This is a genomic window from Dyella monticola, from assembly GCF_003363155.1.
Taxonomy (GTDB): Bacteria; Pseudomonadota; Gammaproteobacteria; order Xanthomonadales; family Rhodanobacteraceae; genus Dyella_B; species Dyella_B monticola.
This window is the reverse complement of sequence record NZ_QRBE01000001.1, coordinates 234,821-257,695: the sequence shown is the minus strand read 5'-3', so window position 1 is coordinate 257,695 and position 22,875 is coordinate 234,821. Positions and strand designations below refer to the sequence as shown.

Below are 22,875 nucleotides of genomic sequence, written 5' to 3'. Positions count from 1 at the left end.
GCCATCCGCTCACCCTCGTCTTTTCAGGCAACCCGTAGGGAGGTGTTGCGGGCAAGCGGGATCCCTACGCACAAGGGTAGTTACCCGCGCCTAAGGGAAAGCTGAGCGTTATGCATTATCCTTAACGTTTTTCATACATTGCTCGAGGAGCCATCGGGCCCGTGACTGAGTTCATCGTCCGCATTGTCCAATTCTGCCGACGCTATGCCGCGCTGGTCGCGCTGTGCTTCTTCGTCCTGGCCGGAATCAGCATTTGGCTCGCCGCGCAGCGGCTGAGCGTGGACACCAATACCGATAACCTTTTCGCCAAGACGCTCCCGTGGCGTCAGCATGCGGCGGCTTTTGACCGCGAATTCCCGCAGTTCAATGACGTACTTGCGGTGGTCGTGCGCGGCGATACGCCGGAGGAGTCCGATGAAACCGCCGCACAGCTCGCCAAGGCGCTTGCAGCGGACAAAAAGCATTTCATCGACGTAAGCCGGCCCGACGCCGATCCGTTTTTCCGCACGGAAGGCTTGCTGCTGCTCGGCCCGGATGACCTGAGCAAGATGCTCGATTCGCTGATGAACGCACAACCGCTGCTCGGCCCGCTGGCGGCCGATCCGTCGGCACGTGGTCTGCTGAACGGTGTGTCGCTGATGGCAGCGGGTGTGCGCATTCAGCATGCCGATCTTTCTCCGTATAAGCCTGCGCTGGATCAGCTGACACAGGTATTGAACAACGCCGCCGATGGCCACCCCACGCCGCTGTCGTGGCAAGGCTTGCTGGGTTCGGACATCACACAGCAGCCGCAAAACGTGCGCTTTGTCCTGACTCACCCCGTACTGGAGGAAGGCTCGCTGCAACCGGGTCTTGCCGCGACGAAGGCGCTGGAAAAGATCCGCGATACGTTGCCGGATGTGAAAGCCGGCCGCGCACGTGTCGATTACACCGGCTCGGTTGCACTGGCCGACGTGCAGTTCGGCGCACTCACCAAGGGCATCGTCGCCAGCACGCTGGTCAGCTTGTTCCTGCTGGCGCTATGGTTGTACCTGGCGATGCATTCGTTCCGTCGCATCATTCCGATCCTGCTTACGTTGCTGGTGGGCTTCGCACTGACCACCGGTTTTGCCGCGCTCGCCGTGGGCACCTTGAATGTGATTTCGGTGGCGTTCGCGGTGTTGTTCGTCGGCCTTGCGGTGGATTTCGGCATTCAATTTGCCGTGCGTCTGCGCGAGCAGCGCATGCTGCTTGATGACATCGACCTGGCGCTGGCCGAAGGCGCTCGCGTATCAGGCAGCCAGATCGCCGTGGCGGCCGCAGCCACCGCGTGCGGATTTCTCGCCTTCTCGCCGACCAATTTCGTGGGCGTGGCCGAGCTGGGCACCATCGCCGGCGTAGGCATGGGCATTGCGCTGGTGTGCACACTCACCTTGCTGCCCGCGCTGCTCAGCCTTGCCAAGCCCGTGCGCCAGAGCAAGGAGCTGTCGCTGCCGTTCGGCCCAAAGATGGATTCCTGGCTGCATCATCACTACAAGCCGGTGCTGATCGTGTTCGGACTGCTCGGCATCGCCGGCCTGGTCACGGGCGCGCGCATGCCGTTCGACGCAAACCCGCTCAATACGCAGGATCCGCATTCCGAGCCGATGCGCACGCTGCGCAGTCTGGCGGACAACCCGGTCACCAACCCGTTCAACATCAACATCATGGTGCCCAGCGTGGAGGCGGCGCGCACGCTGTCGGACAAGCTGTCCACGTTGCCGGAAGTTTCCTCCGTAATTTCCGGGGCGACGTTCGTGCCGCCCGACCAGCAGGCGTCGCTGGATCAGCTCAATCAAGCGCAGGTGTTGATGCTGCCGTCGCTGGATGTCGATCCTTCCGGGTCACCCGTCACGCCACAAGCGTTGCGTTCGGCCATCAGCGACACGCTCGACGCCATCAACGACGCGAAGCCGGAAATGACCCCGGGCTCCCCGTTGTTCGGCATCGAAGCGGCCCTGCAACGATTGGCCAAGGCACCGGACGATCGGTTGATGGCCATGAACGAAGCCGTAAGCCGCTTCCTGCCCGCGCAATTGAATAGCCTGCGCGATGCCTTGAACGCCAAGGCCGTTACGCTGCAAACCTTGCCCGAGTCGATCAAGCGCGACTGGGTCAGCCCGAACGGGCAAGTGCGCATCCAGGTCTCGCCCACCGTCAACGAGCAGGACACCTCCGGCCTGCGCCGCTTCGTCGAAGCCGTGCAACGCGTCGCACCCGACGCAGGCGGCCCGGCAGTAACCACGATTGCCTCGGCCGATACCATCATGCAGGCCTTCAAGCAGGCGGCGGTACTGGCGATCATCGCCATTGCGATCGTGCTGATGCTGGTGATCCGCCGCTTGAAAGATGCAGGCATCGTGCTGTTGACGTTGGGCATGTCGGCGCTGCTTACAGCCCTGCTTGCGCGCTCGCTGGGCATGGCGATCAATTACGCCAACATCATCTCCTTGCCGCTGCTGCTGGGTGTGGGTGTGTCCTTCAACGTGTACTTCGTGATGAACTGGCGTGCGGGCATGCGGCGCTTCGTAAGTTCTGCATCCGCACGTGCCGTGCTGTTCTCGGCGCTCACCACCGGTACCGCGTTTGGCTCGTTGGCGTTGTCGCATGATCTTGGCATGGCCAGCATGGGGCGCATGCTGCTGGTAAGTCTGGTGGCGGTGTTGCTGGCAACCTTCATCTTTCTGCCAGCGTTGCTGTATGCGATCAACCCGCCTTCGCAAGTCAGCGGAACTGGTCATTGATTGATGCTGGGCGTTGCCGCACCGGCAACGCCAGCGTCGGATCAAAATGGCACGTTGAAGGCGACGCCGACGGTTCGCGGTGTTGACATCTGCACCAGCATCGGCCCACCGACTGTTGCGAGAAAATCCACCGCCTCATCATTGAGCGTGCCGATTGGCACCTGGCGATTGAACGCATTGCGCACGTAGATATCCACATTCGTTCCGCCACGCAGGTTCACGCCCAGGTTGAAGTCGACGAACATGAAACCTGGTAGCTTGAAATTCGGATCGCTTACATCGCCATCAAAACCCGCGTTGCGGTGACTCGACGCACGCACGACCGCACCCACATAGGCATCCGTTCCGGCCACCATGAAATGGTATTTCCCATTGACTGTGCCAGCCCAACGCGCCGAATACGGTAACGGCGCATCCGGCTGAATGCCCAGCTGAGGCGCACCATTGTTGGTGAATGCATCCGTGTAGGCACTGGATGCGCCAAACTCCCATGCACCGTTTTTGTAATCGCCTTGCATCTCCAGACCCTTGATGCGCGCATCGCCCGCGTTCTGGATGATCGTGTTACCCAGCGTATAGGTATAAAGCTGCATGTGATGCCATTCGATGTCGTAGCCATCGATACCCACGTTCACATGATGCTCAAGATAACTGCCCTTGTAGCCCAGCTCGTAGCTATCCAGATTGTCCGAGGCGAACGTGTCGGTTGCATTGGGGTTCGGTCCTAGCAGCGTGCTCTGTATCGGTGCTTGCAGACCACCGGGGCGATAACCGGTGGACGCACGCATGTAATAGCTGCCCTTGTCCGTGGGCCGCCACGTCAAGGTGATCATCTTGGTGACGTCCTGGCTGTTCACGCGTTCTTGAAAACCACCCGGACTACCCGCGAACGGACCTTCCTCAAAATTGGAAAGATGCTGCGAGTTGCCACTCGCACGCGCACCGACCGTGAGATCGAGTGTCGGATTGATGTGCCAGGTGAGATCGCCATAACCGGCGTATTCCTTGAAACCCGCATTCACGCTCTGCAGGATCAATGGGGTCACGCCCGGTGGTGGAACGTTATCGCCCTCCAGCACGTATTGCTCCCACACATTTTCGCGATTGAGCCAAATGCCGAACAAGCCGTCGAGCGTTTCGTTCTTGCGCGACGTAAAGCGGATTTCCTGCGAGGTCTTGTGCACGGTGTACTGCGAATCGACATACAGCGAACTGAGCGGCTGATCCAGACCGAACAGCGGCCCGATCCCATTGAGCAGATCCAGGAAGGAATCGGGATAATCCTGCACGCTGTGATTGACGAAGTTCTGATAGGAACTGATCCAATCCAACGTCGCCCAATTGAAATCGTAACCTGCATGAAAGGAGTACAACTCCAGCGTCTGCGTAAACGGTTCGCGGTGATTGAGGCTGCGGTTGTAAGGGCCGCCAGAAATAGGTTGCCCTTGCAGATTGAAATCACCCATCGACAAACCATCGGCCATGATCTTTTGCGCCATGGCCGTAAGACCGAGCGTCAATTTATCGACCGGATCGACCTCCAATTGCACGCGCGCGCCCTTGGTGTGGGTACGATCGGCGCCGCCCGCCGGCGTTTCGCCTACCGCCTGGTACACACCGGTGATGTGCTGATCGACGGCAGATACGCGCAGCGCGGCTTTGTCCTTTATCAGCGGAATGTTGAGCGTGGCACGTTCGGTGTAGCTCATGCCTCCTCGCTGCGTGCCCGAGATATCGCCACCGACGCTGCCGGAAAAGCCACTCAAATCCGGCTGGACAGTGATGTACTTCACCAGGCCGCCCATCGAGCCTGCACCGTAGAGCGTGCCTTGGGGTCCATACAAGAACTCGATGTGATCGAGATCGAGCAACGCAGGATCAAACAAGAACGTCGCCGCGGCGGCGTAGACAGTGCTTCCACCCACTGGCACATCATCGATGTACAACGACACCGTTGGACTGGTTTGGTTGCCGGTGGAAACACCGCGCATCACCAATTCGCCTTGCCCTGTGCCGCCTGCGCTGGCAAAGAACACACCGGGCTCGTACGACACGTAATCGCTGAGATTCTTGGCCCCCAATTGCTGCAGCGATGCAGCCTGTATGGTGGCCACGTGCATGGGCACTTCACGCTCGGGTTCGCGACGACGGTTTGCGGTAACCATCACTTCGTTCAATGTCACCGCTTGTTTACGGTTCGACGATGACGGTGTGCCTGGGTTGGACGATGGCGATGCATTGGTTTGCGCCGCGGATGGCGACGCGAGCATGGACATCAGCAATAACCCGATCACCTGCGACAGACGATGCTGTACGAACCCAGGATGAGCGACAACACGATGCATATTCATAGCGGTGTGTCCGGGCGACGTTATTCGTTCGCACCCGGATGCACGGTCGTAATCCGGGCCCGTTTCGAGTCGCTAAAAAATGTAGTGAGCGGCCGTCAGCCAGGCGTGGGCGGCGCGCAGGAATCGGGGTGCACTCGGGCGACCATGAGGATTCCTCGCACCCGCTGCGTCCGCCTGGCGGCTGCGCAGACGTTTTATCAGCGGCTCTTAATAACGGCTGTAGTCTACGCCGCGGTTGATGGTGAACCACAATCCTCGCTGACTGGCTTTTGCCCCGCGCTGACGCGGTCACGTTGTTCGAGATCGCGCGTCGTGGAAAGCTCCACGAAACCTGCGTCGCGCAGCAGCGTGCGTACCGCATCGCCTTGGTTCCAGCCATGCTCGAACAGCAACCAGCCGCCGGGTACCAAATGATGCGTGGCCTGCGCCACAATGCGGCGAATGTCATCGAGTCCGTCGACGCCCGACGCAAGCGCGCGCATTGGCTCGAAACGCAGATCTCCTTGCTGCAAATGCGGATCACCGCTTTCGATATAAGGCGGATTGGAAACGATGACATCGAACCGCCGCTCACCCAACGGCGCAAACCACTCGCCAAGGCTGAAGCTAATGTTGTGCACGTGATGGTGCCGTGCATTGTGTTGCGCCACCGCAAGCGCATCGGCATTCACGTCCGTAGCAACGACATGCGCACGCGGGCGTTCACGCGCCATCGCCAAGGCGATGGCACCGGAACCCGTACCAAGGTCGAGCACGTGACATGCCTTGTCTGCAGGCACATGCTGCAAGGCACGCTCCACCAGCAGTTCTGTTTCTGGGCGCGGTATCAACGTATCGGACGTCACCTGAAGATCAAACGTCCAGAAGCCGCGCCGACCTGTGATATACGCCACCGGCTCACCCGCTTCACGCTGCTCGATCAGCAGCTTGTATGCCGACACGTGCTCCGGCGAAAGCGCATCGTCTGCATGCGCGATCAGCCAGCTACGCGGTTTGCTCAGGGCATAGGCAAGCAGCACTTCGGCATCGAGGCGATCGCCGAGTCGCTGGGTTGCCGTCGTGAGGAGTTGGCGAATGGTGGCGGTCATGCACGGATTCTATAACCGAGTTGCAGCATGCACATGCGCGCTTGATCCAACAAATAAAATCCAGGCATAAAAAAACCGGGTGGCGTGCCACCCGGTTTCTTGCAACAAACTGCGCTTTTTATCAGTGCAGGATCGCGTCAGGATCTTGCTTTGCCTTCAGCGCTGCGCACAGCAGTGTCTGCTCACGCGTCTGTGCCAGGCCGCGGTCGGCACCGGTGATGTCCTTCAAGCGCGGCTCGAAAAACGCCTGCAGACGATCCGCTTCGGCCGTGGAGCAACTGCCACCGCTCACCAGGCGCGGCAGCATGCCGCTGGCGAAGCTGCCGGTACGAGCCAGCACCTGGTCGTAGTGGCCGGTGAACCACTGCCACAGCGCATCGCGTGCCGCGGGCGTGTCATGACTACCACGCACAATGGCCGCCATTTCGCCGACCTTTACTTGCTTGGTCAGAGCGAAATTGCGCGCTTCATCGGCAAGTTCCGGCGTCTCGGCAGCGCTCAGGCCGGCCAGCATCGCATTACGCCACGCCGGATCGGTGGTTTGCGGGATTTCTGCGATCAATGCGTCGACCGCCGGCTTGCCACGTTCCTGCACGGCCACGGCTAGCGCGTCACCCAGCAGATCAGGATCAGCGGAGGTCAGGTTGAGATGGCCATCGGCCTTCTTGGCCAGTGCCGCATCGCCTTGCTTGAGCAGAGCCGTGCGTACCTCGGGAATCTTGAAGTCCAGCGCCAGCACGTCGGCCAGCGTGGAGCGCAGCAAGCTGTCGCCATCCGGCTCGCCTGCCTTGCGCTGGTAGCCCAGTTGCTCCATGCGCTGCAGGTAAGCGTCTTTCACCCAGCCCACGACTTTGGCGCGCTGGGCCTCCGTGCTTGCTTCGTTGCGATAGATCCACTCGACGGTGGGCAGCGGTGCAACGACCACCTCGCGCGTTTTCGCGCTGGCGAGCGGCTTGAGTGCATTCAAGGCATCGGCAGCATTCAACTCACCGTGACGGAAGCCTGCATCGATGCCATCGGCATAGGCGAGCTGTTCCGTATCACTCAAGGAGGCGACGTGCTGAGTCAGCTCCGCCCATTCCGACTTCGCCAGGCTGAAGCGGTAGTAGCCGCGGCCATACGCATTGGGCATCACCCAGGTGGCGTTGCTGGCGCCGGCGAGCGTCATGGTGCCGGTGGGCCTGTCGAACATTTCGCAACTCACCTTGCTGCCGTCGGCGGTGCCATAACGCACGCAAACCGGAATACCCCACACGCGCTTGGCGTCACCGGTGCTGCCTACCGGCAGATAACGGCTCTGGCTCAGATGCAGAACGGTTTTGCCATCTTTCTGTTCCAGCTTGGTCTGCACGTAAGGCACGCCGGATTGATCGAGGAAGCTGTTGAACGCGTGCTTGAACGCGTCGCCCTGATGGGCAGCGGTGGCGATGGCGCCGACCAGATCATCGGCCGTGGCATTGCCGAACTTGTGTGCTTGAATGTATGCGCGCATGCCTTTCTGGAAGACGTCTTCACCGACATAGCCTTCGAACATGCCGATCACGGCGGCGCCCTTCTGATAGGTAATGCCGTCGAACGCCGTTTCGATATCGCCATTGCCGGTGATCGGCTGACGAATCTTGCGCGCGCTGACCAGGCTATCGTTCTGCATGGCGCCTTCGGCACCGGTGATGCGGTCGAGATCGGCGCGGTATTCCGGATGCACCTTCATGGTGACTTTCTGCTGCATCCAGGTGGCGAAGGCTTCGTTGAGCCAGATGTCGTTCCACCATGCCAGCGTCACGGTATCGCCGGTCCACTGGTGCGCGAGTTCGTGCGCGGTGACGTTGAACGAACCACGCACATATTTGGCCGGGGAATCCGGATCGAGCAGCAGCAGCCAATCGCGGAAGGTGACCAGGCCCGGGTTCTCCATCGCGCCGGCAGAGAAATCCGGCGCAGCAAGCAGGTCGAGCTTGCCGAACGGATAGCCGAAGCCGTAGTAGTTTTCCAGCGTATGGATAATGCTCGGCGTTTCGCTCAGCACATGCTGCATGCGATGGCCTTCACCATGCGCAGCGATGCCGCGCAGCGGCAGCACGTCGCTGCGATACGCATCCGGAGAAATATCCGGTCCTTTCACGACATCCCACGGACCGATCGCAAAGGCGACCAGATATGTCGGCAGTGGCCGCGTCTGCTCGAAGGTGACCGTTTTCCACTTATCGCCAGCAGGCGTTTCGCTGATCTGTTTGGTGTTGGCCACAGCCACCTCATCAGACGGAACCGTGAGCGAGATGTCGTACGGTGTCTTGAAGCGCGGCTCATCGAAACCGGGGAAGGCGTAGCGTGCGCTGATCGGCTCCATCTGCGTCATCGCATACGGCACACCGGCGTGGCTCACCTTGTACAGACCCTGCAGTTGCTGATTGAGCGGCGCGGTGTAATCGATGGTCAGCGTGAGCGACTGCGGCTTGAGCGTGCTGCCGAAATCGATCCGCGACACGCCTTCGTTCGGCGCCACCGCCACGTACTTACCGTCGTGCGTTTTGCCGCCAGCGTCGGTGATCGTCACCTTGGAGACGTTCAAATCACGGCCGTCCAGCCACAGATGATCCGATGCCTGCTTCAGATCGACTTTGATGGTGGTGGTGCCCGAGTAGGACTGCTGCGAAGGATCAACTTTGAATGCCAGTCGATACGAGACGGGTACGGCCCACTTGGGCAGCTCTCCATGCGGCACGGAATCGGCGGACGTCGCGGCGAACGCGGCACTGCAACAAAGTGCCAACGCGGTCATGGCGAAGGGACGGATAAGACGATGCATGGATAACCCCACCTACGGTATCGAAAAGCATTCACGCTAGGCCAAGTAGGACCTTTGCCACAGTGCCAAACGGCATAGGCCGATAATCGGATTGATCTGAACTGCTTAAGCTAAATGACCGTTCCTTATGCAGGATCATCAGTCGATGGCGGATCGCCGATTGTTCGCCTACGCCAACCCCTCTCTTCGCGTGGCGGTGCTCGATCAGGATGCACCCTTGCGCGAATCGGTCCTATTGCCGACTTTGCGCGATGCCGGCTTTCAGGCGCATGGCCTGACGTCGGCCATGGAGCTCTATCGAAGCATGCTGGCGCAGTCGTTCGACATCGTGGTGCTGGATGCCGATCTCCCCGGCGAGAGCGGCTACGATATCGCCCAACATTTGCGCGCCACGTCCGACATCGGCATCGTGATGCTCACTGACGCGGATTGGCGACACGCGCCCATCCAGGCACTCACGAGTGGTGCGGATTTCTACCTTCACAAGCCGGTGGATGCCAATCTGCTCACCGCCATGTTACGCAGTCTTTCCCGCCGCCTGATACGCGCGCCATCGCACGGCGCAATAGCCGATCACGCGCGTGCACGCGGCTGGCAATTGGACGCCGACGGCTGGCGCTTGTCCTCCCCGCATGGCGGTGTCGTCGCGTTGACCACGTCCGAGCACAGTCTTGTCAATGTGCTCGCCAAAGAGAACGGTCGAATCATGACGCGCGAAGCGTTGATCGATGCGATTGCGCACGACGTGTACGACTTCGACCCGCATCGCCTGGAAATGACTATCCATCGTCTTCGCCGCAAAACCTACAACGTCACGGGCGAAACACTTCCACTTCGCACGGTACGCGGCAGGGGCTACCTGTTCAGTTGCGACGTAACGCCTGAAAAGCTGCCGAAGTAATCGCCTGGATGCATCGCCGCCTTCAACACCCTACATCGGCGATATAAGCCAAAACCGACATCTCATATCAGGGGATCGCGCCAAATGCCTACCGGGTTTGGCATCCCTCTGCGACGGCTCAGCAACCCTGACCCGTCATCCGTCGCTGCGCTTTGTCCATGGCGCAGCACGTATCCATCTCAGGAACACACGCCATCACGCCGTGAGCGCGTGTGAGGAAGAGTGATCTTCCGTGCATTTATGTGAGTGACGCCTCTGGCATGAGTCGAGATGCTCCAAGCACACACCACGTTCAAGCCTGACAAGAGGGTTGTCGCTGGACACACGGATGTAGGCCGGAGGGAAACATGGCTTCCCCCGCGCATCGCTGCCTGCATGCAGTGCATGGCCTGCGTCCTTTTCATTTGCACGGAGGAAACAACAAGCATGAACAGGATCTACAGCAAAGTCTGGAACGCGTCGCTGGGTGCCATGGTGGTGGCTTCGGAGCTGGCTCACTGCAAGGGTGCGTCGCAAAGCGGCACGCCGCCGCGTCGTGGCATTCGACTGCTTGGCATGTCGCTGGCCGTGATGATGGGCATCGCGTGGGCACCTCGGTCCGCCCATGCCGACGTTTGCAACGGATCGTTCACCATCGCCAACCAACCCGTTGCGGCAGACAATGCATTTGCCTGTGGCGTATTGGCCGATGCGTCGGGCAACTACGGCACGGCGCTGGGCAATCGCGCCACCGCAATGGGTGATTACGCGATGGCGTTGGGTTATATGTCGCTCGCACGCGGCGCGAACAGCGTGGCGATCGGTCATGACGCCACATCGACGGGCACCGGCAGCGTGGCGGTCGGCCAAGATAGTGCCGCCTCAGGCAACCGCAGTGTGGCATTGGGCGCAGGATCGGTTGCCGACGAGGATAACGTCGTATCGATCGGTATCATGGGGCAAGAGCGCCGCATCACACATGTCGCCGCTGGCGTGAACGCAACCGATGCGGTCAACGTATCGCAGCTGGATTCATTCGCTTCCAGCGTCAGCGATGCGCAGCATTACTTCAAAGCCGAAGGCAAGCACGATGGCAGCGACGATGCCAGGAGCAGCGGCGGCGACGCCACCGCGGCCGGCGCCAGCAGCGTTGCCAAAGGCTACGGCGCCACGGCACTTGGCAGCTATACCGTCGCCGGTGACGATTACGCATTGGCGGCAGGTACTCAAGCCCTCGCATTGGGTGCCGTTTCCACGGCGCTGGGCCCTCAGAGCGAAGCGTTCGGACGCGGCGCTGTCGCGCTCGGCGGCATGGCGGGTGCATATGGCGAACTGGCCACCGCGATTGGCGCCCAAGCGCACGCCTATGGCGACGGATCAATTGCCATGGGAGGGTTCAATCTCTGCTCGCCAGACGACAAGGCGTGTCTGTTCACCGAAGGCGCCGAAGCCTATGGACGCAACGCCATTGCGGTAGGCTCCGTGGCACTGGCCGACGGCGACAACGCGGTTGCGATCGGCAACTGGGCGCACGGTCAAAGCAACAACAGCGTTGCGCTGGGCGCCCACTCTCTTGCAGCGGGTGATAACAGTGTTGCTCTTGGCGCGAACACCATTGCGGACCGCGCCAACGCTGTGTCCGTGGGTAGCGCCGGTTCGGAGCGTCAAATCACCCATGTGGCCATCGGCACTTCAGCAACGGATGCGGTGAACAAATCGCAGCTCGATGCCGTCGCTGACAGCGTAGGTTCGGCCAGCCATTACTTCGCGGTGCAGGGTCAAGGTAATGACGATGCCGTGGCATCAGGTCACTACACAACCGCCGCGGGTTCCGGCAGTTTCGCCATGGGCACCGGCGCTTCGGCGTTCGGCAGCGGCGCTGACGCCATCGGCGATTACGGTCTTGCCGCCGGTTACGGCAGTGCTGCAGTGGCTGCCAACAGCACTGCGTTGGGTGTCAATGCCACTAGCGCGGGTGAAAGCAGCATCGCCATCGGTGCAAACAGCACCGCATCGGCCACGTACAGCATCGCCATCGGCAGCGGCGCCACGACCATGGGCACGGCCAGCTTCGTTGCCGGTTATGGTGCACAGGCGATGGAAGATCAGGCCACGGCCATCGGCGCGCTCAGCGAAGCCGGCCTGTCAGGCAGCGCCTTCGGCGTAGGTTCCTCAGCCTTGGGGGTTGGCTCGCTAGCCGTGGGTTTTGCTGCATCGACCGGTTGGGATGCCTACGGCTCCGTCGCTTTGGGCCTTTATTCAAGAGCGTTGGGTGTAACCGCGATCGGCATCGGTCCGGGCGCGTGGGCGGACGGCGATGGCAGCGTAGCAATAGGTCAGTCCTCGTGGGCCAGCAGCAGCAACGGCGTTGCCGTAGGCAACAATGCAGTGGCGACGGCCGCGGGAGCGATCGCCATCGGCGGCACTCAGGGTGAACAACTTACCCGCGCGGAGGGTGTCAACGCCGTCGCGATAGGTCTCGGGGCCGCCGTTGATTCGACAACGAACAACAGCATGGCCCTGGGTGCACACGCACAGGTCGATGAAGATGCCAACAATGCCGTGGCGTTAGGAGCCAATGCCTACAACGACCGCAGCAATACTGTTTCAGTAGGCCGTGCCGGTGCCGAACGCCAGATCACCAACGTTGCCGCCGGCACACAAGCCACCGACGCGGTGAACAAGTCGCAGTTGGATGCAGTGGCCAGCAGCGTCAGCTCTGCCAACCATTACTTCGCCGCCACCGGTCAAGGTAACGACGATGCAACGGTTGCCGGTCAATACAGCACGGCTGCAGGTTCGGGCGCGTTTGCGATGGGCGATGGTGCATCGGCATTCGGCAGCGGCGCCAATGCGATTGGCCAGTTCAGTAGCGCCGTGGGGTACGGCAGTACTGCGCTGGGCGATTCCAGCACCGCCATGGGTAACAACGCGCAGGCCAGCGGGCAAGCATCCATGGCGATCGGCGCCAACACCATGGCGAACGGCGTCGGTTCGCTGGCGTTGAACGGCGCCGCCGTGAAAGATGGCGCGGACTACAGCATCGCGATCGGCCCATTCGCATCGGTGAGCGCCCAAGCGCAAGGTGGCATCGCCATGGGCTTGGGCGCGGGCATTGGCGCGAATGCAAGCCAGGGAATTGCCTTGGGAACGGGTGCCGCCGTATTTGGCAATACCACCGATGCCATTGCCATCGGTACGGGGACGATTGCCAGTCAGAACTTTGCCACGGCCATGGGCGGTTTCGCTGTCTTCGATAACGGCGACGCGTTTGGCGTTTATGGTCAAACTATTGCGACGGGCGTGGGTGCCACCGCTGTGGGCGGCTTGGCTCAAGCAACCGGTGATGAGAGCGTTGCGTTCGGCATCGCCTCCCGTGCAACAGGCCAGCGTTCGATTGCCGTTGGTGCTGGCGCAGGCCTAAATGGCCTGACGGATTCAAGCATCGCTATCGGCACCATGAGTTCCGCCACGGGCAACAACGCGGTGGCCTTGGGTGCATCGTCCTTGGCCGATCGCGACCATTCCGTCTCGGTGGGTTCTGTGGGCAACGAGCGTCAGATCACTAACGTTGCAGCGGGCACGCAAGCTACCGACGTGGTGAACAAATCGCAGCTGGATGCGGTGGCCGCCAACGTCGGCGATGGAAAAACCCATCGTTACTTCCAGGCCGATGGCGCGAACGACGGCACGGACGATGCGGCTGCCAGCGGTCAGTTCTCAATCGCCAGCGGCGCGAACGCCAAGGCCCACGGCGACGGTGCCGTAGCGATGGGTGCCATGAGCAACGCGTCTGGCATGCAAAGCACGGCGCTTGGTTTCGCAGCGTCCGCCTCGGCCGGGGCTAGCCTCGCACTCGGTGCATATACCTCTGCATCGGCCTTCAACAGCGTGGCAGTGGGCAACGGCAGCCGCACCGACAACCGCGCGAACACGCTATCGGTGGGCAGCAGCGGAGCCGAACGTCAAATCACCAACGTTGCGGCCGGCACCCAGGACACCGATGCGGTGAACGTTTTGCAGCTCAAGCAGATGGGATTGCTGAGCCTGGATGGCAGCGGTGTTATTGGCATGCCGCCGTTCACCATCCAGAACAACCTTTACTCCACGGTGGGTGATGCGTTCGCCGCGTTGGACGGCAACCTGACCGGAGCGCTCAACAGCATCAATGCCTTGAATGGCCGCGTAGGCAATGTCGAAGCCCAGGTAAAAATCCTCGGCACAAGCGCTCCGGCAGCACCGCCTGCGCCCACACCGTCCACGCCCTTGGCGGCCAGTACGGTCGACACCAACACGGCGATCGGCAACAACACGCAAATCGCCGACAGCGCATCCAATGCTACGGCTGTCGGTACGGGTAGCCGTGTTACTGCATCGAACGCCGTCGCCATCGGTGCGGGCTCGGTAGCCGATCAGGCCAACACCGTGTCGGTGGGCAGCGTGGGTTCGGAACGCCAGATCACCCACGTTGCGGCCGGCGTGAATGCGACGGATGCAGCGAACGTGAGTCAAGTCGCAACGGCTCAGCAAAGCGCCATCGACGCAGCCAACACGTATACCGATCAAACCGCGGCGCAAACGCTGAGCTCGGCGAATGCATACACCGATCAAAAAACGGCTGGACTTGTCACGAATGACAATTTCAACGCCTTCCGCGATCAGGTGAACAGCCAGTTCCACACCGTCAACCTGCGCTTGAACCGCGTAGGCGCGATGGGCACGGCCATGGGTGGTATGGCGGCCGCGATTGCGGCAGCGCCAGGCACCGACAACCGCATCAGTGCGGCGGCGGGTACCTACTCAGGCCAAAGCGCGTTGGCCGTGGGTTACGCGCACCGTATTCCGGGCAATGGCGCCGTGCTGATCGGCGGCTCGATTGCCGGTGGTGGCGAATCCAGCGGCACCGTTGGCGTCAGCTTCGGCTGGTAACGATCCGCACTCTCTTCATGACGCGCAATGAAGAGGGTGCTTCGCCTTTCGCCTTGCCTCTGGCGGCATGGCGATAACCGGGCGATCGCGCGTCGCCCGTCCATTCCTTTCGGAGCGTGGACAGCTTCGAGCCTACTTCAAGGATCAATGCATGAAGTCGCTTCATTGTTTTCGTATCGGCGCACTCGCCGCTGCCATGCTGTTGGCCGTTCCGGCCATGCATGCAGCGAGCGCATCTGCATCGTCAGCCAAGTATCTTGGTGTAAAGCAAGCGGATCAAACGTATGACCGCTTTATCGTGACGTATAAAATCGGCACCACGCAGCGCAGCGATAACTCGGCCGCGCTGCAGAACGTAATGGCCGCGATCCAGCGCGCGGGGCTGAACATCGCCACCCTTTCGTCGAACGGCAGCTCGACACCCGCCGTTTCGGCGTCCTATCAGCGCAAGCTCGCCGTGGGTTCCGAGCTTGTTCGCACGTCACGCAAGCTCAGTCAGAGCGAAGCCAATGCCTTCTTGGCGCAGCTCGCATCCGATCCGGCCGTTGCCTACGCTCAGCCGGATCGCAAGATGTATCCGGTGAAAGACATCAAGGCATCCACCTCCTTGGCCAAAGCGACCGATACGCAAGATCCCTTCACGCCGAACGATACGCACTACCAGGACCTTCAGTGGAATTTCTTCAATGCCATCGGTGGGGCCAACGTCAACCATGCCTGGACCATTGCCGATGGCACCGGCGTGACGGTGGCAGTGATCGACACCGGCATCACCCGGCATCCCGATCTGGATACATCGCTCGGCGACGCAGGTTACGACTTCATCTCCGACCACACTGTTTCCGGCCGCGCAACTGATGGCCGCGTGCCGGGCGGCTGGGACACGGGCGATTGGACGACCAGGAACGAGTGCGGTCGAGGCACCTCTGCCGAAGACAGCAGTTGGCACGGCACCATCGTCGCCGGCGAGATCGGCGAACTGACCGATAACAATCTGGGCATGGCGGGCATCGCTTACCACGCCAACGTGTTGCCGCTTCGCGTGCTCGGTCACTGCGGCGGCTACGATTCGGATATCTCCGACGCCATCGAATGGGCATCGGGTGGGCACGTGGATGGCGTGCCAGACAATACGCACGTTGCACAGGTCATCAACATGAGCTTGGGCGGTGACGGTCAATGCACAGCTGCAGATCCGGAATACCAGGCGATTGAGCATGCACTCGGCCGCGGCACCACCGTGGTGGTGGCGGCAGGCAACGACGCTGAGGACGTGTCCAACGCTACGCCTGCCAGCTGCCCAGGCGTGATTGCCGTCGCCTCCAACGGCATCACCGGCAAGCGCGCGTTCTACTCCAACTACGGCAAGGGCATCACGCTCTCGGCGCCGGGCGGTGGCGTGTATGCCAATGATGCTTCGTCGGGTGATGAGGTGGCCGACGGTTTCGTCTGGCAGGCGATCAACCTGGGTACGACAACGCCCCTCTACCCTGCCGACCCCGAGGAAGCTTACGGCGGCATGGCCGGTACCTCGCAGGCCACTCCACATGTGACGGGTGTTGCCGCCATGATCATCGGTGCGGTGAAAGCGGCAGGTTTGTCGACGCTTACGCCGGCACAGATCACCGACGTGCTCGTGAAGTCCGCGCGCGCGTTCCCCGTGGTAGAAGACCAACCGATCGGCGCCGGCATCGTGGACGCCTATGCGGCTGTCAACCTGGCCTTAGGTAACGACAACGGCGGCGGCAATGATCAACCGGCCATCCCACTGGCCAAGGGCACACTGCTATCGGGCCAAAACGCGGTCAATGGCGGCACGCTTTACTCGATCACGGTACCCGCAGGCGCGACCACGTTGAACCTCCGAACCCTGGGCGGTTCGGGCAGCGTGGTGATGTATGTGAAGGCGGGCAGCGCACCGGCAGCCAATGGCAGCAATGCGGATTTCACCTCCGCCAAGCCGGGCACCAGTGAAGCCGTGGTGATCCCAGCCCCGCAGGCGACCACGTACTACATCCTGGTGACCGCGCCGCAAGGCGGCAGCTACGGCAACATTTCCGTGTTGGCGGACTACAACCTGTAATCGCGGTTTCGATGCCCAAACGCCTCGGCAGCTTTGCCGGGGCTTTTTATTGCGCCGATGCGCACTTGCATTGTTAAAATTGATCCTTACTATAGGAATTCATAGATATTATCTATCGAGCTGACTGATGAACCTGCGCGATCTCCAGTACCTGGTCTCCCTCGCCGAGCACCGCCATTTCGGCCACGCCGCGGACGCCTGCTTCGTCAGCCAGCCCACCCTCTCCACCCAGATCAAAAAACTGGAAGACGAACTGGGCGTGGCGCTGGTCGAGCGTACGCCGCGCAAAGTGCTGCTTACCGACGTAGGGCGCGAGATTGCCCATCGCGCACGCGAAGTACTCAACGAGATCGAGCAGATCAAAGGTATCGCCCGTCGCACGGTAGATCCCGAATCGGGCACGGTGCGCCTCGGCATCTTCCCCACGCTGGGTCCTTATCTTTTGCCACATGTCGTGCCAATGGTGCGCGAGCGCTTTCCGCGTCTGGAGCTGCTTTTGGTGGAGGAAAAAACCGAAGTCGTGCTGCATCGCCTGCGCGAAGGAAAGCTCGACGCCGGCATCCTCGCCCTGCCGATTCACGAGGACAGTCTGCATACCGAATTCCTGTTCGAGGAACCGTTCGTGCTGGCCGTTCCGCAATCGCATCCGCTGGCCAAGCGTGTGCAATTGAAACTCAACGATCTCTCCGATCAAACCTTGTTGCTGCTGGAAGACGGCCATTGCCTGCGCGATCAAGCACTGGAGGTCTGCCATCTGGCCGGCGCTGGCGAAAAAAGCGGCTTTCGCGCCACCAGCCTGGAAACCTTGCGCCAAATGGTGGCCGCCAATGTCGGCATCACGCTGCTGCCCACGCTTGCGGTGAAGCCGCCGGTCGCTCAAGCGCCCAACCTGCAACTGGTCGAATTCGGCGGCCATCCGCCGAGCCGGCGCATCGCCATGGTGTGGCGCAAGAGTTCGGCCATGGCCGGTTTTCTCAAGCAATTGGCCGATGTGTTCAAAAGCCTGCCAAGCGATCTGCTCGATCCCCACACCACGGTCGCTCCCCCGGCAAAGCGGCGTCGCATCGCGTGATTTGCTGCAACGCGCCATAGTTCAAGCCAATCGTCTTCATAAGAACAATCAATTTCATACGCAGCTTGCGTAGCGGTACGCTCGCCCGATGAGACCGATGAGGTCGTCTTGCATTGCCATCTCAAGCCCAACGCCACGAGGTGATGTCATGAGCAAGCTGAAAGGCTCCAAGACGGAGCAAAACCTGAAAGACGCCTTTGCCGGCGAATCCATGGCCAACCGCCGGTATTTGTACTTCGCATCGAAGGCCGACGTGGAAGGCTACAACGACGTATCGACCGTGTTCCGTTCCACCGCCGAAGGCGAAACGGGCCACGCTCACGGACATCTGGAATACCTGGAACAGTGCGGCGATCCCGCCACCGGTAAACCGTTCGGCCCCACCAAAGAAAACCTTCAAAGCGCTATCGCGGGCGAAACCCACGAGTACACTGACATGTATCCAGGCATGGCGAAAACCGCGCGCGACGAGGGCTTCGACGAAGTAGCCGACTGGTTCGAGACACTCGCCAAGGCCGAGCGCTCGCACGCAAACCGCTTCCAGAAAGCGTTGAACGAATTGGTTTGATGGGGTAATCGCCTTTCTCTTTTCGAGAGGCGCGAGGTATCGGCCGTCATTTCCGCGCAAGCGGGGATCCGTCTTGCTCTTCAACCAAGGGCGAAGATGGGCTCCCGTTTGCGTGGGAGCGCGTAGCGGGCATAGCGATGTATCCGGCGTTGAAGAGCAAGGGATGACGGCAGCTCAAGGCAGTGACGCGCTTGACCGCGCGATCAGACACACGCGCAAGCGACCCCTTCGATTGTTCGTGATGACCCACGCATAGCGCCCATCGGAGACGGCACCATGGCAGACCCCACCGGCACCACCCGCGAAGGCAACCTTGAAGCGCCTACCCGCCACGCGCTGGACTGGGAAAATCCTGAATTCTGGGACCGTCAGGCGCTCGATACAGAACTCGAGCGCGTATTCGATATCTGCCACGGCTGCCGCCGTTGCGTCAGTCTCTGCCACGCTTTTCCTACACTGTTCGACCTGATCGATTCATCGGCATCGATGGAGATCGACAGTGTCGCAAAAAGCGATTATGGCAAGGTCGTCGAGCAGTGCTATTTGTGCGACCTGTGCTATCTCACCAAGTGTCCTTACGTGCCGCCGCATCCGTGGAACGTGGATTTTCCGCACCTGATGCTGCGCGCCAAGGCGGTGGAATTTCGTGAGCACGGTGCGCCGCTGTCTGCAAAAATCCTTTCCAACACGCGCGCCGTCGGCAAAATCGCGTCGATCCCGGTCGTCGTGCAAACTATCAACGCGGCGAACAAGAACAAAACCGCGCGCACGTTGCTTGAAAAAACCATGGGCGTGGACGCCAAGGCACGCGTACCCACCTATCACGTGCCCACCGCACGCAAGCGATTGCGCAAGCTGGACGGTACAGGCGAGGTCAAACCGGCCGGACGCACGCACGGCAAAGTCGCCATCTTCGCCACCTGCTACTGCGATCACTCCGAACCCGGCGTCGTGGAAGACCTTGCCGCCGTATTCCAGCACAACGCTATTCCCGTACGCCTGGTGAAAAAGGAACGCTGCTGCGGTATGCCGAAACTCGAACTCGGCGATCTGGATACCGTGCGCAAGTACAAGGAACAAAACATTCCCGTACTTGCCAGGATGGCGCGTGACGGCTGGGATTTCACGGCAGCAATTCCATCATGTGTCTTGATGTTCAAACAGGAACTGCCACTGATGTTTCCGAACGACGATGACGTAGCGCTGGTGCGCGACCGTTTCTTCGACCCGTTCGAGTATCTGGCCGAGCGTCACAAAGCCGGCATATTGAAAACCGATTTCAAGCAATCGCTAGGCAAAGTGGCATGGCAAGTGCCCTGCCATCAGCGCGTACAAAAAATCGGACCGAAGACGAGTGACATTCTGCAACTGGTTCCCGACACGGAAATCACCACCATCGAACGGTGCTCCGGTCACGATGGCACCTACGGCGTGAAACACGCGACCTACGCGCTATCGCGCAAGCTTGCCAAACCAGTGGAAAACCGCGTTGCGCAAAGCGAAGCCACGCATTTCACCAGCGACTGCCCGATGGCCGGCGGCCACATCGCCCATGGCCTCGGTGACAAACCGGCGGCGGAACATCCGCTGACGCTTCTACGCAAGGCCTACGGCATTTGAGACCCGGCATGAACTCACAACCTTCATCCCACACCCATCACCCTATGAACAAACTGCAGCGCGACGATCTTCTTTCGCTCGAAGCCTACGCCACCCAGCGCACGGATTTTCGCACCCGCGTGATGGCGCACAAGCAACATCGCAAAGTGCACTTGGGCGACCATCTCACTCTCACCTTCGAAGATCGGCTGACCATTCAGTATCAGGTGCAGGAGATGCTGCGTATCGAGCGTATCTTCGAAGCAGAGGGCATCAACGACGAACTGGATGCCTACAACCCGCTCATCCCCGATGGGAAAAACCTCAAGGCCACGTTGTTCGTCGAATACCCCGACGTGGACCAGCGCAGACAAGAGCTGGCACGCCTGGTCGGGATCGAACATCACATCGTGCTGACCGTTGCCGGACACGCGCCGGTTACCGCCATCGCCGATGAAGACATGGAACGCAGCAATGAAGAAAAAACCGCGGCCGTGCATTTTCTTCGTTTCGAGCTGGACGATGGCATGATCGTGGATTGGAAAGCGGGCGCACGGGTGACGCTTGGGTCCACGCATGCAGGCATGCACGAGGATGTGACGTTATCGCATATGTTGCAGAAAACGTTGGCCGCGGATTTCGATTGAACCGAACATCGACCGCTGTTTCGTAAGCGCTATACGTACGTCGCCCCAGTGAAGGCCGGGGCGACGTACTGGCGCGTTTTCAGCGCTGTAAAAACCGCCTCAATAGTGCAGCACAGTGTGCAAAGGTACGTTCTGCGGCCACAGTGCGCGACCTTGCAAAGCCAGCAATTCAATCACCACCGATGCGCCAACCAGGTCGGCGCCGAGTTGCCCCAGCACATTGCGCGCCGCGCCGAGTGTTCCGCCCGTAGCAAGCACATCATCCACCAGCAGCACGCGCTCGCCCCTACGCACGGTGTCCACGCGCGCCTCGAGCCGGTCGGTGCCGTATTCGAGTTGATAGTCGGCATGCATGACCGGGGGCGGCAACTTGCCGGGTTTGCGCAACGGGATGAAGCCTGCGCCAAGTTTCTGCGCCATCGCCGCCGCAAAGATGAAGCCGCGCGACTCCACTCCGCAGACGGCTTGAACGCCATGGTTTTTCCATGGCTCGATCATCGCGTCGACGCAGCGCGCGAACGCGGGGCCATCGGCCAATAACGGCGTGATATCGCGAAACGTAATGCCGGGCTTTGGGAAATCCGGTACGGCACGAATCAAACGTTCAAAATCGGTCATGCAAACTCCATGATGAGCGCCGTGGACGCAGCGTGCGCAATAGCATACCCGCGAGTGCAACTCGTAGCGGACTTAGTGACGATGCGATCGGGCGACTGAGCCGCCAGCGGCCGCTCGGTGCGTCGAAAAAACGGGCAGGCGGTGGTTGCCATGCGGCTACGTGAGCCATACCGCGGTGCGAACGGACACTAACCAGGTTGCGGCATAACCTGATCCATATCGTCATCCCATTCCTGGATGACCGACCTGGCTTCGGCCAGCGCGTGATCGATCTCGCGCACGATCGACTCGGCCACATCGACGCTCGATTCGGGCACCAGCACGGCGACGTAATCCATCGCCGGCAGTTGCCCTACCCCTCCGGTGAGGTACTCGCCGGAGATGAAGGCGGGCACCTGGGCATGCTCCAGTGCATCCTTCACCAGATGGGCGTCGATCAGATTCTGGGCCCGGTAGACGATACGCATGGGTGCACGCTACTGCTGCATGCGCTGGGGGGCAAGCTTGCCGTCACCAGAAGGCGCCAATGCCCGCCACGCCCTGGCCGCCGTGCTGGCGCGCGTCATCCGTCAACGCAGGCGCCATCCCGCCCAATGCATAGACAGGCAACGCCGCCGCTTCCGTCAAGGCCTTGAACGAACCCCAGCCCAGGGCGGGGGTCCCGGGATGGCTGGCGGTGGGCGCAACCGGCGAGAGCGTTGCGAAATCGGCAAGCTGCACGCTTGCTGCCAGCTGGAGCGCATCGTGGCAGCTCGTGCCCACCAGTTGGGACCATGACAGCGGTCGCTCCCTCAACGTTGGCAGCTGGGCCGATCTCAGCTGCACACCGACGCCCGCCCCGAGCTGACGCGCCCCTTCGATGTCCCCGTTCAACAGCAGGCAGGCGCCATGTTGCACCGCCTGTGGCTGCAGTTCTGCAGCCAGCGCGCGAACCTGTTCGACCGACCACAGCGGAAAGCGGAGCTGGATCAGGCGAACCCCTCGCTCGAGCGCCGCGACCACGCGCGCATGCCAGATCCGGACATGATTCGACGCCGCATCAGCCGGCGTGATCGCATACAGCATGGGCAGGCGAAGCGCCTGCAAAATCGGGCGATCGGCCGGCGCCAGCATGGCAAGGTCCACCTCAGCGGGCAGACACCACTGCAACGCCTGGCCCTCCAGCGACGCCGGCGTGCCCCGCCAGCGAACGAATTGCCATGCGTCGAGCAGCAACGGGCGTTCGCTGTAGTGCCACGGGATGCGGATCAGCGGTGTGCCGTCGCCCGTGCTGACGTCAATATCCAATTCTTCGCGCAATTCACGCGCCAATGCGCATTGCGGAGACTCGCCCAGTTCGCACTTGCCGCCGGGAAACTCCCAGAAACCGGCCAGGTGTTTACCTTCCGGCCGCTGCGCCAGCAGCACCCTGCCGTGCGCATCGCGCAGCACGCCGGCCATGACGTGCAGCGGCGCGGGATGGTCGTTCACCG

General features: G+C 61.1%; 14 protein-coding genes. 8 read left to right on the top strand and 6 right to left on the bottom strand.

The annotated features are described in order from the left end of the window. The first annotated feature begins 161 nt into the window (after positions 1-161). The gene (locus tag DWU98_RS01030; protein WP_115493620.1) at positions 162-2,762 is read left to right on the top strand and encodes an MMPL family transporter; all 2,601 of its coding nucleotides are present in this window, start codon (positions 162-164) and stop codon (positions 2,760-2,762) included. A gap of 41 nt (positions 2,763-2,803) precedes the next feature. On the opposite strand, the gene DWU98_RS01025 is transcribed toward DWU98_RS01030, so the two are convergent. From DWU98_RS01025 to DWU98_RS01015, 3 genes are all read right to left on the bottom strand, one after another. Next, on the bottom strand, positions 2,804-5,113 hold the full coding sequence (locus tag DWU98_RS01025; protein WP_115493619.1) for a TonB-dependent receptor: 2,310 nt from the start codon (positions 5,111-5,113) through the stop codon (positions 2,804-2,806). A 224-nt stretch (positions 5,114-5,337) separates the two neighbouring features. Continuing rightward, positions 5,338-6,201, bottom strand: coding sequence for a peptide chain release factor N(5)-glutamine methyltransferase (prmC, locus tag DWU98_RS01020; protein ID WP_115493618.1), 864 nt, complete (start codon positions 6,199-6,201; stop codon positions 5,338-5,340). 121 nt (positions 6,202-6,322) lie between these two features. Further along, positions 6,323-9,007, bottom strand: coding sequence for a M1 family metallopeptidase (locus tag DWU98_RS01015; RefSeq protein ID WP_115493617.1), 2,685 nt, complete (start codon positions 9,005-9,007; stop codon positions 6,323-6,325). 145 nt (positions 9,008-9,152) lie between these two features. Between DWU98_RS01015 and DWU98_RS01010 the strand changes: the two genes are divergently transcribed. From DWU98_RS01010 to DWU98_RS00980, 7 genes are all read left to right on the top strand, one after another. Beyond that, positions 9,153-9,908, top strand: coding sequence for a response regulator transcription factor (locus tag DWU98_RS01010; protein WP_158544919.1), 756 nt, complete (start codon positions 9,153-9,155; stop codon positions 9,906-9,908). Between the two features lie 426 nt (positions 9,909-10,334). Beyond that, positions 10,335-14,816: an ESPR-type extended signal peptide-containing protein gene (locus tag DWU98_RS01005; protein WP_158544918.1), complete on the top strand. Its 4,482-nt coding sequence runs from the start codon at positions 10,335-10,337 to the stop codon at positions 14,814-14,816. Positions 14,817-14,967: 151 nt separating this feature from the next. Further along, positions 14,968-16,899 (top strand): S8 family serine peptidase, encoded by a 1,932-nt coding sequence (locus tag DWU98_RS01000; RefSeq protein ID WP_115493614.1) that lies wholly within the window; start codon positions 14,968-14,970, stop codon positions 16,897-16,899. Between the two features lie 127 nt (positions 16,900-17,026). Then, entirely contained in the window at positions 17,027-17,971 is a 945-nt protein-coding gene (gene oxyR, locus DWU98_RS00995) for a DNA-binding transcriptional regulator OxyR (protein WP_115493613.1), read from the top strand. 148 nt (positions 17,972-18,119) lie between these two features. Further along, positions 18,120-18,539, top strand: a complete 420-nt coding sequence (locus DWU98_RS00990) for a rubrerythrin family protein (RefSeq protein WP_115493612.1) — start codon at positions 18,120-18,122, stop codon at positions 18,537-18,539. Positions 18,540-18,815: 276 nt separating this feature from the next. Continuing rightward, complete coding sequence (locus tag DWU98_RS00985; RefSeq protein WP_115493611.1) at positions 18,816-20,159, top strand: heterodisulfide reductase-related iron-sulfur binding cluster; 1,344 nt, start codon at positions 18,816-18,818, stop codon at positions 20,157-20,159. Between the two features lie 44 nt (positions 20,160-20,203). Then, on the top strand, positions 20,204-20,785 hold the full coding sequence (locus DWU98_RS00980; protein WP_115493610.1) for a DUF3501 family protein: 582 nt from the start codon (positions 20,204-20,206) through the stop codon (positions 20,783-20,785). A gap of 99 nt (positions 20,786-20,884) precedes the next feature. Here DWU98_RS00980 and DWU98_RS00975 read toward each other — a convergent pair whose 3' ends face one another. From DWU98_RS00975 to DWU98_RS00965, 3 genes are all read right to left on the bottom strand, one after another. Beyond that, positions 20,885-21,403 (bottom strand): adenine phosphoribosyltransferase, encoded by a 519-nt coding sequence (locus tag DWU98_RS00975; protein ID WP_115493609.1) that lies wholly within the window; start codon positions 21,401-21,403, stop codon positions 20,885-20,887. Between the two features lie 188 nt (positions 21,404-21,591). After that, positions 21,592-21,870: a putative signal transducing protein gene (locus tag DWU98_RS00970; protein WP_115493608.1), complete on the bottom strand. Its 279-nt coding sequence runs from the start codon at positions 21,868-21,870 to the stop codon at positions 21,592-21,594. A 43-nt stretch (positions 21,871-21,913) separates the two neighbouring features. Then, positions 21,914-22,873: a Nudix family hydrolase gene (locus tag DWU98_RS00965; protein ID WP_230474608.1), complete on the bottom strand. Its 960-nt coding sequence runs from the start codon at positions 22,871-22,873 to the stop codon at positions 21,914-21,916. Positions 22,874-22,875: the final 2 nt, after the last annotated feature.